Source organism: uncultured Ellagibacter sp. (assembly GCF_934617235.1).
In the GTDB taxonomy this organism is placed as follows: Bacteria; Actinomycetota; Coriobacteriia; order Coriobacteriales; family Eggerthellaceae; genus Ellagibacter.
In genome coordinates this window covers 1-11,997 of sequence record NZ_CAKTTZ010000007.1, presented here as the reverse complement: position 1 = coordinate 11,997, position 11,997 = coordinate 1, and the positions used below count along the sequence as shown (strand labels likewise).

Below are 11,997 nucleotides of genomic sequence, written 5' to 3'. Positions count from 1 at the left end.
CCGAATGCTAAAGATGCTTAAGCACATCCTGCAACAGGGCGAAGGCACGGTGAAATACCCTTTTGCCCCGCTTGAGCAGGCGAAAGATGTGCGAGGAAAGCCCGAGCACACGCATGAGTTGTGCATTGCGTGCGCAGCATGCGCCGCAGTATGTCCTCCGAACGCGATTCAGATGGACGCCGATACCGAAGAGGGCACCATCGTTTGGAGCATCAATTACGGGCGCTGCATTTTCTGCGGCCGCTGTGAGGAAAGGTGCCCGACTGGCGCAATCAAGCTGACGCCCGAATTCGAACTCGCCGTCATGTCGAAAGACGACCTGACCGATACCTGCACCTTCAAACTGCAGAGATGCTCCGAGTGCGGCCAGTACTTCGCCCCTCGTAAGGAGGTCGAGTACGCAGCCGCGTTGCTCGAGCGTATCGGCAACGACGGTGCAGCTTACGAAAACGTGGGCGTTTGCCTCGATTGTAAACGGAAGCATACCCTCGATATGCAGGGCGTGAAGCTTGAAAGGAAGTGAGTTTTATGGTTATGAAAGAGATTCCGGAAGAGCTTCAGGTGCGCCTTGATCGCAAGGTTGTTGATGCCGAAGTCGCGAAGGCGAAGGGAAAGCTGCTCAGCGACATCAAGCGCTCGGTATATGTGTATCGCGTTGACTGCAGCGGATGCAATGCGTGCGAAATCGAGATTTTCGCGAGCATCACCCCCGTGTTCGACGTCGAGCGATTCGGTATCAAGGTTGTTCCGACGCCGCGTCATGCGGACATCCTGGTTTACACGGGCGCGATCACTCGTTCCATGCGCATGCCTGCCATCAGGGCTTATGATGCTGCTCCTGATCCGAAGATCATCGTTTCGTACGGTGCCTGCGGATGCACGGGCGGAATCTTCCACGACAACTATTGCGTGTGGGGCGGAACCGACAAGCTCTTGCCGGTGGACGTCTACATTCCGGGCTGTCCTCCGACACCGGGCCAGACGGTGTACGGTTTCGCGATGGCGCTTGGCAAGTTGGCTCAGAAGCAGCATGCCACTCATCACTTCGAGGGCGAAGGGGAAGTTGCCCCCATCGCTTTTCCCGATATTCCCTACAAGCTCCGCGTGGAACTTGAACGAGAAGCTCGCAGGATGTCGGGTTACCGATACGGCAGAGATCTTGTCGACGGATTCATGGGGGCCCTCGAGCACAGCGACGATGTTCTATTGAGCGTCAACGACCTGATCGCTACGCAAGACGATCCGCGTCGAGCTGAAGTCTACGAGGAACTCAAGGGTATCTTGTTGGCGAGGACGATAGGGGACGGGCATGGAAAAGAAAGTAGTGTTCTACCGTCTAACAGCTAAGTTTGTCGATAGCGCGGTCGACATCCCCGAAGAGGTTAGCAACATCATGTACTACACGCTTTCTGTCGGGCATCACACGGGCGTGGCTGATTGCTTGAGCCCGTGTTTGTCCTGCTCGATGGACACCTATCGCTCGATTGTGTCTCACCTCGATTCGGCCGAGGCCCGCTACAAGCTCGAGGGCATCATGCGCTTCGGGGAGATACAGATCGACAAGGTGCACGTGCCCACTTTGAGCAAAGCGTTGAAGAAGGAGCTCCAATCACTCTACCTTCAGAAAACGTCGAAGCTCTATGCGGGCGAGATTACGTGGCTCACCCAATTCCTCGATCTTCTTGAGGAAGTAAGGACCCAGACCGCAATGTACATGATGGGGAGATTGACCGATGGGCAGTAACGTGCTTTTGGCGGTTGGCAGCGTGCTCCGCGGCGATGATGCCGCAGGGCCGCTTTTGGCCAAGATGATGACCGACTCGCCGGTTGATGGCTGGTCGGTGATCGACGGCGGGCAGTGTCCCGAAGACGAGTTGGGCGTGATCAGGCGGCTTGAGCCTGACACGGTTCTCGTGTTCGATGCCGCCGACATGGGCCTTCCGCCAGGCGCCGTTCGCAATCTCAGCGCCGGTGACGTCGCGACGAACTGCCTGATCTCGACGCACGCGCTTCCCATCACCTTTTTGCTGGGTGAAATCGAGAGCATGGCAAAACGCGTCGTGTTCCTCGGTATTCAACCAGCTGATACGACCTTTTTCGCACCGCTTACCCCGGCGGTGCGAGAGTCGGTCAAAGAGCTCTTCGAGCGTATTTCCGCCAACGAAGGATGGGAGGACTATCGCTTCGTCGGTGAAGAGGGCTAAGGGGAACCGCACAGGGATTTCAGACGTAGACAACTACACGCTGACGGTATCGGACGTCCTTGAGAATCTCGAGAAGTCGTACTGTTAAACGAATAAACCTACATCATATGTTTGATGAGCGGTTTGTCGAAGGTGATGACATCGTGCTCGTACAGGTGATTTCGCGCCACGAGCAGGCAGTCGATGTAATCGAACAGCGTTGTTCCGAACAGACGCGTCGCGTAACGCACGATGTCCTCTTCGCCTACGCAAATATCGTTTAGCAGCGTAAGAAGCGCTTCGCTGATAAGCGAGCGGGGCACCTGATACACGTCGCGCAGGGTGACCGCCACGCGAGCGAAGATTTCGGGGTAGGAATATGCTTGGCCGGACTTGATGACTTCGGCAACTTCGCGGGCTTTTTTCCTTTCGTCATCCAGCAGGTAGCGAAGGATGGCGCTTTCGTCGAGTACGGTAATCATTTCTTCGCCAACGAGGAGATCCAGGCTTCTCGCTCCTGATCGCGGGTGATTGGTTTCGAGTAGAGCTTCAAAAAGCCGTAAGCGGAATTCTCGCCTTTTTGCGCGCAGCTTTTAATTTGGAAGGGAAACTTCTGGTCGAGGATGCACTGCTTGAGGAAAATCCTGATAGCCTCAGACATGCTCGTTCCCATTGATGAGAAAAGGGCTTCGGCTTGTTCCTTGAGGTTCTCGTCGACTCTTACGTGGATGATCGATTTATCCATGTGGGCAAAACCTCCGTTGTGTCAGGTTTTGTGTCATGAACAGTATACAATAACACCCCACCATATCCGGCGTTTTCCCTGCTTTCATCTTGTTTTCCTGCGCGAACGCCAAATTGAATGTATCCCGCAGACGCGTTAACCGAGTGGCGATTTTGCGGATTCGAATTCCTCAGTGCTCGTGTCCGTCAACCTCACGTGCGCAATGATTGGACACAATCGAAATCTTTCGCGATAATGTCATCGGCAGGTAATTTTAGCTACTGCATTTTGATTATTGGGTATTGCGGTCGCATACGGTAGAATAGGCGGGCTGCAAAAAATTGAGTTTTCTTTTGGAGATGGATGGGTCCTGGTGGGCCCCGCGGCCTTCAAAGCCGTTGTGAGGCGCGCAGAACGTCTCGGGTGTGTTCGATTCGCACGCATCTCCGCCAGTTGCAACTTGCAAGGGACTCCGCGGGGTCCCTTTTCTCTTTTTCGGTCGGCGCTGCTTGCCCATTCGCATATCGAACTCGTGAGGTTCGTGCCTATGGCGGCACGATTAGGCTACACTGCTTCAAAACAAATGACGGGAAGGCGAATTTCATGCTCACATACTTCAAGCGATATGAGATTGCCGCATGCGCCATTGCGGTTGCGATTCCGCTTGCCGTGGTTTTCGTCTGGTCGAACATCGAAGGCCGCGCGATGGGTTTCACCGCAGCGGGCGCTGGGGCTTCCGTTGTGCTTCTGCTCGCCGGCCTTTTCATCTTCACGAGGCTGTTCGCGCGCGCCGCGCAGTCGAAGCTCGAGAGTCTCGTGTCGCTCTACAACGACGACTGCAATGTCGACGCGTTCCTCGCGGGCTCGTCGAAGATTGCGCAATCCGCAGAGCCGCCCCTGGGAGAGCTTCCCGCTTGGTTTCTTTCCTTCTATGCGTGCGCGCTTATCAACGATGGCAAGAACAGCGAAGCGGCGAAGATCGGCCTCATGATCCAAGACAGCGTGAAAACTGCACCGACTGACGAGATCAAGCTCGCGCTCTATGCCGATCTCGTTCCCCTTGTGAAGAGCCTTTTCGACAACGATCGCGTGATTGCCCTTATCGATGAGGCGCTTTCCCTGCCGAACTTGGAGGACGACTTCATCACGAAGCAGCGTGGCGCGTACCTTTCGTGGTCGCGCGAAGTCGCTGAGGCGGAACGTGCGGGCGATTCCCCAAAGCTTATTGGCCTGTATCGCTCCATCTGGGACAACCACGACCAGTGCCTGCGCCTGCGCGTCGTTTACGCTTCCAAGGAAGGTGAACTTCACGCTGCAGCGGGCAACAGGGATGCTGCGGCGGGTTGCATGCGTTTCGCGGCGGACAACGGGAAGAACCTCCCCGCAGCTCGCACGGCGCGTGCATTCTTCGGCGAATAGAGGCTTAGTACTTCGTCTCCTAAAAGCACCCCTCTCGGAAAGAGCGCCCCCACTTACGGAATATCGCCGGGACTTGTTAGCACGTTCGAAACAAAAGACTCCTATAATGCCGAACGTTTTTGCAATTCACGGCACAAGTGGGGTAGAGGTATGGATTTGATGCAAATCGTGGCCGTGGTGGTGTTCGTCGTCGCGATGGTCGCCATCATGTCGGAGAAGGTGCACCGCGCGCTCGTCGCCATCGTCGGCGCGATGATCCTGCTCGTCGTTCACGTCGTCACCTTCGACCAGGCCATGAGCCACGTCGACTTCAACACGCTCGGCGTGCTCCTGGGCATGATGCTCTTCGTCGCCGTGGTGAAGCTCTCGGGCATCTTCGAGTACCTCGCCATCAAGTGCGCGCGCCTCGCGAAGGGCAACCCTTGGCACGTCATGGTGCTGTTCGTCTGCCTGACCGCCGTGCTCTCGGCGCTGCTCGACAACGTGACGACGGTGCTGCTCATCGGCCCCATGACCATCACGGTGTGCCGCCTGCTTGACATCGACGCGGTGCCGTTCTTCCTCGCCGAGATCATGGCCTCCAACATCGGCGGCACGGCGACGCTGATCGGCGACCCGCCCAACATCATGATCGGCTCGGCGGCGGGCTACTCATTCGTCGACTTCGTCGTCTACGACACCCCGGCGGCGCTGCTCTCGCTCGCCGTGATGCTCGCCCTGTTCTACCTGCTCTTCGGCCGAAAGCTCCATGTCGACGACGCGCACAAAGACGCGCTCGCGGGCCTCGACGAGCGCGAGCAGATCAAGAACCCGATCCTTCTGCGCCAGAGCGTCGTCATGATCGTCCTCGTCGTCGTGGGCTTCATGGCCCACGGCTCGCTCGGCATCGAGTCCTGCGTCGTCGCCCTCACCGCGGCGGGCGTCCTCATGCTGATCTCGGGCGAGCGCATCGAGGAGGCGCTCGCGCACGTCGAGTGGACGACGCTCGTCTTCTTCGCGGGCCTGTTCATCATCGTGGGCGCGCTCTCGGAGGTCGGCGTCATCGGCATGCTCGCGCAGGCCTTGATCGACGTCACGGGCGGCTCGACCTTCGTCGCCATGCTCGTGCTGCTCTTCGCCTCCGCCATCATCTCGAGCTTCCTCGACAACATCCCCTTCGTCGCCACGATGATCCCGATCCTGCTCTCCATGGAGGCGACCGGCATGGACGTCGCGCCCCTGTGGTGGGCGGTCTCGCTCGGAGCCTGCCTCGGCGGAAACGGCACCTTGATCGGCGCGTCGGCGAACGTCGTCATGTCTGACATATCGCGCAAGAACGGCCACGTCATCACGTTCGCGCACTTCTTCAAGGTCGGCTTTCCCACGATGCTCGCGACGGTCGCTGTGTCAGCCATCTATCTAATCGTGCGTTTTCCGCCAATGTAGCATTTCGGGGTTTCGCGTTGTGCGAAGCTGCCCTATACTTGCGTGCAGTCCTTTAAAAGCGGTACAGAGAGACCGACAAGGAGCGCGAGCGTTTCCCCACTACGGAAGCGCGTTATCGCAGAACCGAGCGGTCTGCCTGCATCCCTGACCAGAAGAGGGTGCGAATGACAGATTCAACTACAGTGAAATCCGTCTGTATGGACGCAGACGAAATCGAGCGATCGCTCACGCGCATCGCGCACCAGATCTTAGAGGCCAATCACGGCGCCTCGAACATCGCTTTGGTGGGAATCCTCACCCGTGGCGACTTGCTCGCCCATCGCCTCGCGAGCAAGATCAAGCAGATCGAGGGCACGGACGTTCCGCTCGGCGCGCTCGACATCAGCTTCTACCGCGACGACTTCGCGACGCACCTTTCCCCAGAGGTTCACTCAACCGACATCCGCTTCGGCATCGACGGGCTCACCGTCGTTCTTGTCGACGATGTCTTGTTCACTGGCCGCACCATCCGCGCTGCGCTCGACGCGTTAAGCGATTTCGGCCGCCCCTCCTGCGTGCAGCTTGCGGTCCTTGTCGACCGAGGCCATCGCGAGCTTCCCATCCGCGCCGATTTCGTCGGCAAGAACGTGCCCTCGTCATCGCACGAGAACGTTCGCCTTTTCCTGGAGGAAGTCGATGGCGTCTCCGCTGTCGAGGTTCTTGAAATGGCGCCCGGCGATCGCGCTGGCTCGGCTCCGCTTGGTATCGAGCACGATCAGGAAAAGGAGGCGTAGGCAATGGCTTTCAACCACAAGCACCTCATCAACATCTCCGACTACTCTGCAGAAGACATCACGCGCATTCTCGACACTGCGGCGAGCTTCCGCGCGGTGAACGAGCGGCGCATCAAGAAGGTACCGACGCTTAAGGGTTTCACGGTCGTGAACATGTTCAACGAGCCTTCGACCCGCACGCGTTCCTCCTTCGAACTCGCCGAGAAGCGCCTGTCGTGCGACACGCTCAATTTCGGCGGGTCATCCACCTCCACGGTGAAGGGCGAGAGCTTACGCGACACCGTGCAGACGCTCTGCTCGTACAAGATCGACGCCATCGTCGTGCGCGACAAGCACGCAGGCGCTCCGCGCAAAGTCGCCGATGTCTCAGGCGTTTCCGTTATTTGCGCAGGTGACGGCAAGCATCAGCATCCTACGCAAGCGCTCCTCGACCTGTACACGATTCGCGAGCGTTTCGGCAGGCTCGAAGGCCTCCACGTCGGCATCGTCGGCGACATCGGCCATTCGCGCGTCTGCGGCTCGCTCATTCCCGCGCTCAAGATTATGGGCGCGCATGTTACCGTCATCGCGCCGCCGACGCTCATGCCGGCTGCCCCTGAAATCTTAGGGGCCGATGTAATAACGAGCGATCTCGACGCTGCGCTGCCCGAGCTCGACGTGGTTTATATGCTGCGCATCCAGCGCGAGCGCCTCGAAGGTGCGCCGTACCCGAGCCTTCGCGAATACAACCTGCTCTTCGGTCTGACCGAGGCGCGCGAGAAGCTCATGAAGCCCGACGCGATCATCTGCCATCCGGGGCCGGTGAACCGCGGCGTCGAGCTCGATGACTACATGTGCGATCATCCGCAGCGCGCCGTCATCCTTGACCAGGTCTATTCCGGGGTGCTCGTTCGCATGGCCGTTCTCTATCTGCTGCTAGGAGGAACCGACAATGGCGTTGATGCTTAAAAACGCACGGCTCATCGATCCCCAGGTTGGCCTCGATGAGGTTGCCGACATCCTGATTCGCGACGGGCGCATCGTGGAAATCGGCCACGACCTCGACATGCCGAAGGGCGTCGAGCGCGACCTTTCGGGCAAGATCGTCGTCCCCGGGCTGGTCGACATGCATGTTCACTTGCGCGACCCCGGCTTCGAGTACAAAGGCGACATCGAGTCCGAAACGAAGGCGGCGGCACACGGTGGCTTCACCGCGGTTTGCGCGATGCCGAACACGAATCCCGTCTGCGATAATGCGACGATTGTGGAATACGTGCAGCGCAAGGCCTCCGAGGTTGGCTTTGCCCGCGTGCTCGTGTCGGGCGCGCTCACGCAGGGCCTCAAAGGCGAGGTGCTCTCCGAGATGGGGGATATGGTCGCCCATGGCGTCGTTGCGTTCACCGATGACGGGCGCGGCGTACAGGACTCCGGCATGATGCGCCGCACGATGGACTACGCCAAGCAGTTCGATCGCGTCGTCATGTGCCACTGCCAGGACGAGGGCCTTGTGGGCGCCGGTCAAGTGAACGAGGGCGAATGCTCCACGCGGCTTGGCCTTTTGGGCTGGCCTGCGGAAGGCGAGGAGCTCGAAATCATGCGCGACATCGCGCTTTGCCGCCTGACGGGCTGCCATTTCCATGCGCAGCACGTGACGACCGCGCGTGGGCTCGACCTCATCCGCGCGGCGAAGGCGGAGGGCTTGCCCGTCACCTGCGAGGTGACGCCGCACCATCTGCTTCTCGACGACTCCATGATCGGCGAGGACTACGATACGAACTACAAGGTCAACCCGCCGCTGCGCACGAAGGCCGACGTTGCCGCATTGCGCGCCGGGCTTGCGGACGGCACGGTCGACGCCATCGTCACCGACCACGCTCCGCATGCGACCTACGAGAAGGATCGCGAGTTCGAGCTGGCTCCCTTTGGGATGACCGGCATCGAGACGTCGCTCGGGCTTATGCTCACCCATATGGTGGGCGAGGGCGTGATCGGATGGGATCGCCTGATCGAGCTCATGGCGGTGAACCCGCGCGCTATCCTGTGTGACGAGCGCGTGGCGATCGAGCCAGGTTGTGTTGCAGATTTGACGGTCATCAACCCCGATGCGGCTTGGACGGTCAGCAAAGAAGACTTCTGCTCGAAGGCGCAAAACACGCCGTTTATCGGTTGGAACCTTCGTGGTCGCGCCACCGATGTGTATGTCGGAGGCTATGCAACGATGGAAGATGGCCAGGTCATCTCCACGGTGAAACATTAAGGCGCCATAACGGCGATTGCGATACGTAATGGATGACGCTCGCGAGGGCGAGCTTGAATGGAAAGGAACGAAGTGAGCGAGATCACGAAAAAGCTGCTTGAGAACACCTCGAAGCCGCTCGGTGCACCGGCGCTGCTCGTGCTCGAGGACGGCGCCGTGTTCAGCGGCACCTCCTGTGCGGCACAAGGCGAAGTGTTCGGCGAAATCTGCTTCAACACCTCCCTGGAGGGCTATCTCGAGGTGATCACCGACCCGAGCTATGCGGGCCAGATCATCACGATGACCTACCCTCAGATCGGCAATTACGGCGTGAACCGCGAGGATTGCCAATCTGAAAAGCCGGCGCTTCGCGGACTTGTCGTGCGCGATATGTGCTCGGTTCCGTCGAACTGGCGCAGCGAACTCTCGCTGCCCGACTTCCTGTGCGAGAACAACGTCGTCGCCATCGAGGGCGTCGACACGCGTGCGCTCGTGCGCCATGTGCGCGACAACGGTGCCCAGCGCGCGGTGCTCTCTACGACCGACACCGACGTCGAGAGCCTGCTTGCGAAGGTTCGCGCGAGCGAGTCCATCGTGGGCGTGAACCTCGCCGAGACGGTTTCCCGTGCGGAGAAGGCGTCGTTTGGCCAGGACGACCTGCCCGAAAGCCAGGCGTTCGCGCTCACCGCCCCCGCGCCCGCGAAGTATAAGGTTGTCGCCTATGACTGTGGCGCAAAGCTCTCCATCTTCCAGAACCTCGTGCGCGTGGGCTGCGAACTTGTCGCCGTTCCGTGGAACACCCCTGCCGAAGACGTGCTCGCCATGAATCCCGATGGCGTCTTCCTCTCCAACGGCCCCGGCGACCCCGATGCGGTTTCGGGCACGTATTCCCAGGTGGAAAAGCTGCTCGGTAAGGTACCTGTCTTTGGTATCTGCCTCGGCCACCAGATGATGGGCAAGGCCGCCGGCGCACAGATCGAAAAGCTCAAGTTCGGCCATCGCGGCGGCAACCACCCCGTCATGAACCTGCGCACGCATCGCGTCGAGATCACCGCGCAAAACCACGGCTTCGGCATCCTGTTCCCCTCGCTTGGCGAGCTTATCCCCGAGGAGTCGGCAGGTGTGACCGAGCACGTTGATGACCTGCGCTTCTGGGTGGAAAAGAACGTAGCTCCGGTTGTGCGCAACGAGCGCTTCGGCCGCATTCAGCTCACGCACGTGAACCTCAATGACGGCACGGCCGAGGGCATCGCATTCCTTGACATCCCGGCTTTCTCGGTGCAGTACCACCCCGAGGCGTCGCCCGGACCGACCGATGCTCACTACCTGTTCACCGCTTTCTCGCGTCTCATGGATGGCCGCGAGGATTATCTCGATATCGACATTGCCGCCGACCGTTTGGCCGGTTGGAAGTTTGGGGGAGAAGTCAATGCCTAAACGTACCGACATCAAGTCCATTCTGGTCATCGGATCGGGCCCGATCGTCATCGGTCAGGCATGCGAGTTCGACTATTCAGGCGCTCAGGCCTGCAAGGTCCTCAAGGCGGACGGCTACCGCGTCATCCTTGTGAATTCCAACCCGGCGACCATCATGACCGACCCAGGTCTGGTCGACCGCACCTACGTCGAGCCCATCACACCCGAGTTCGTCGAGAAGGTCATCGAGAAGGAGCGCCCCGACGCGCTTTTGCCGACGCTTGGCGGACAGACCGGCCTGAACACCGCAGTCGCCCTCGCGAAATCCGGCGTGCTCGACAAGTACGGCGTCGAAATGGTCGGCTGCGACCTTCCCGCCATCGAGCGCGGCGAGGACCGCAAGCTCTTCAACGAATGCATGGAAGAACTCGGCATCGAGGTCGCGCGCAGCGGCTACGCCTACTCCATGGAAGACGCCGAGGCAATCGTCGCTAAGCTCGGCTTCCCCGTGGTGTGCCGCCCGTCGTTCACGCTCGGCGGTGCCGGTGGCGGCATCGCGCACGACATGGATGAGCTCCACCTCATCGTGAGCCAAGGCCTCGAGCTTTCGCCCGCAGGCGAGGTGCTCGTCGAGGAATCCATCGAGGGATGGAAAGAATACGAGATGGAGGTCATGCGCGATCGCGTCGGCAACGGCATCATCGTGTGCTCCATCGAGAACTTCGACGCTATGGGCGTCCACACCGGCGACTCTATCACCGTTGCCCCTGCTCAGACGCTTTCCGATGTGGAATACCAGCGCATGCGCACAGCCTCGCTCGCCATCCTTGAGAAAATCGGCGTCGAAACCGGCGGCTCGAACGTTCAGTTCGCGGTGAACCCGAAGACGGGCCGCATGATCGTCATCGAGATGAACCCCCGTGTGTCGCGCTCCTCTGCGCTCGCTTCGAAGGCGACGGGCTTCCCGATCGCCAAGGCTGCGGCCAAGCTCGCTGTCGGCTACACCCTCGACGAGATCGTGAACGACATCACGAAGGCGACGCCCGCATGCTTCGAGCCTTCCATCGACTACTGCGTCGTCAAGGTGCCGCGCTTCGCGTTCGAGAAGTTCCAGGGCACCGACGACACGCTCACGACCCGCATGAAGGCGGTCGGCGAGATCATGTCCATCGGGCGTACCTTTGAAGAGTCGCTCGGGAAGGCACTTCGCTCCCTTGAAAACGGGCGTGCGGGCCTCGGTGCTGATGGCAAGGGTGCAGAGTGCACCATGCAGGGCGCGGAATTCGACGACATGGTGAGCCGCCCGACCGCGAACCGCATTTTCTTCATCGCTGAGGCAATGCGCCGCGGCATGAGCGTTGAAGAGCTCCATGCAAAGACGGGCATCGACCCGTGGTTCTTGGCTCGCATGGCCGACATGGTCGCTGTTGAACAGGCCCTTTCGGGTCATAAACTCGAAGAGCTCGACGCGGAGGACATGCGCTGCGCTAAGCGCTTCGGCCTCTCCGACGTGCAGATCGCGCATCTGACCGGAACCGACGAGCTTTCCGTTCGCGCCCACCGCAAGGCGCTGGGCGTTATCCCTGCGTTCAAGACGGTCGACACCTGCGCTGCTGAAACCCCCAGCAAGACGGCGTATCACTACAAGACGTACGACGCATGCGAAAGCGAGGTCGCGCCGAAGACGAAAAAGCGCGCGATGATCCTCGGCGCCGGCCCGAACCGCATCGGCCAGGGCATCGAGTTCGACTACTGCTGCGTGCATGCGAGCTACGCGCTTGCCGATGCGGGCTTCGAGACCATCATGGTCAACTGCAACCCCGAGACGGTATCGACCGACTA

13 protein-coding genes and 1 tRNA gene are annotated in these 11,997 nt (G+C 59.9%); 12 read left to right on the top strand and 2 right to left on the bottom strand.

What is annotated here, in order from left to right:
- Window positions 1–4: 4 nt before the first annotated feature.
- The 4 genes from Q0G85_RS02450 to Q0G85_RS02435 are packed head-to-tail and all read left to right on the top strand — an operon-like array spanning window position 5 to window position 2,204.
- On the top strand, window positions 5–523 hold the full coding sequence (locus tag Q0G85_RS02450) for a formate hydrogenlyase complex iron-sulfur subunit (RefSeq protein ID WP_297154396.1): 519 nt from the start codon (window positions 5–7) through the stop codon (window positions 521–523).
- Window positions 524–528: 5 nt separating this feature from the next.
- Window positions 529–1,347 (top strand): NADH-quinone oxidoreductase subunit B family protein, encoded by an 819-nt coding sequence (locus tag Q0G85_RS02445; RefSeq protein WP_297154394.1) that lies wholly within the window; start codon window positions 529–531, stop codon window positions 1,345–1,347.
- Window positions 1,310–1,744, top strand: coding sequence for a formate hydrogenlyase maturation protein HycH (gene hycH, locus Q0G85_RS02440; RefSeq protein ID WP_297154392.1), 435 nt, complete (start codon window positions 1,310–1,312; stop codon window positions 1,742–1,744). Before Q0G85_RS02445 ends, hycH begins: the two co-directional genes overlap by 38 nt.
- Window positions 1,734–2,204 (top strand): hydrogenase 3 maturation endopeptidase HyCI, encoded by a 471-nt coding sequence (locus Q0G85_RS02435; RefSeq protein WP_297154390.1) that lies wholly within the window; start codon window positions 1,734–1,736, stop codon window positions 2,202–2,204. The genes hycH and Q0G85_RS02435 overlap by 11 nt, the downstream gene beginning before the upstream one ends.
- Before the next feature lie 98 nt (window positions 2,205–2,302).
- On the opposite strand, the gene Q0G85_RS02430 is transcribed toward Q0G85_RS02435, so the two are convergent.
- Together Q0G85_RS02430 and Q0G85_RS02425 are read right to left on the bottom strand one after the other, a co-directional pair.
- Entirely contained in the window at window positions 2,303–2,665 is a 363-nt protein-coding gene (locus Q0G85_RS02430; protein WP_297154388.1) for a type II toxin-antitoxin system VapC family toxin, read from the bottom strand.
- On the bottom strand, window positions 2,662–2,928 hold the full coding sequence (locus tag Q0G85_RS02425; protein ID WP_297154386.1) for a type II toxin-antitoxin system RelB/DinJ family antitoxin: 267 nt from the start codon (window positions 2,926–2,928) through the stop codon (window positions 2,662–2,664). The genes Q0G85_RS02430 and Q0G85_RS02425 overlap by 4 nt, the downstream gene beginning before the upstream one ends.
- A 334-nt stretch (window positions 2,929–3,262) precedes the next feature.
- Between Q0G85_RS02425 and Q0G85_RS02420 the strand changes: the two genes are divergently transcribed.
- The 8 genes from Q0G85_RS02420 to carB form a co-directional block, all read left to right on the top strand.
- A tRNA-Sec gene (locus Q0G85_RS02420) sits at window positions 3,263–3,359 on the top strand.
- Between the two features lie 151 nt (window positions 3,360–3,510).
- Window positions 3,511–4,326, top strand: coding sequence for a hypothetical protein (locus Q0G85_RS02415; protein ID WP_297154385.1), 816 nt, complete (start codon window positions 3,511–3,513; stop codon window positions 4,324–4,326).
- Window positions 4,327–4,476: 150 nt separating this feature from the next.
- Complete coding sequence (locus Q0G85_RS02410; protein WP_297154384.1) at window positions 4,477–5,751, top strand: ArsB/NhaD family transporter; 1,275 nt, start codon at window positions 4,477–4,479, stop codon at window positions 5,749–5,751.
- 164 nt (window positions 5,752–5,915) lie between these two features.
- On the top strand, window positions 5,916–6,524 hold the full coding sequence (gene pyrR, locus Q0G85_RS02405) for a bifunctional pyr operon transcriptional regulator/uracil phosphoribosyltransferase PyrR (RefSeq protein ID WP_297154383.1): 609 nt from the start codon (window positions 5,916–5,918) through the stop codon (window positions 6,522–6,524).
- Window positions 6,525–6,527: 3 nt separating this feature from the next.
- Entirely contained in the window at window positions 6,528–7,472 is a 945-nt protein-coding gene (locus Q0G85_RS02400) for an aspartate carbamoyltransferase catalytic subunit (protein WP_297154381.1), read from the top strand.
- On the top strand, window positions 7,456–8,760 hold the full coding sequence (locus Q0G85_RS02395; RefSeq protein WP_297154379.1) for a dihydroorotase: 1,305 nt from the start codon (window positions 7,456–7,458) through the stop codon (window positions 8,758–8,760). The genes Q0G85_RS02400 and Q0G85_RS02395 overlap by 17 nt, the downstream gene beginning before the upstream one ends.
- Window positions 8,761–8,832: 72 nt before the next feature.
- Window positions 8,833–10,176, top strand: coding sequence for a glutamine-hydrolyzing carbamoyl-phosphate synthase small subunit (carA, locus tag Q0G85_RS02390; protein WP_367116856.1), 1,344 nt, complete (start codon window positions 8,833–8,835; stop codon window positions 10,174–10,176).
- On the top strand, window positions 10,169–11,997 hold a 1,829-nt coding region (gene carB / locus Q0G85_RS02385; RefSeq protein WP_297154375.1), incomplete at its 3' end, for a carbamoyl-phosphate synthase large subunit. The genes carA and carB, both read left to right, overlap by 8 nt.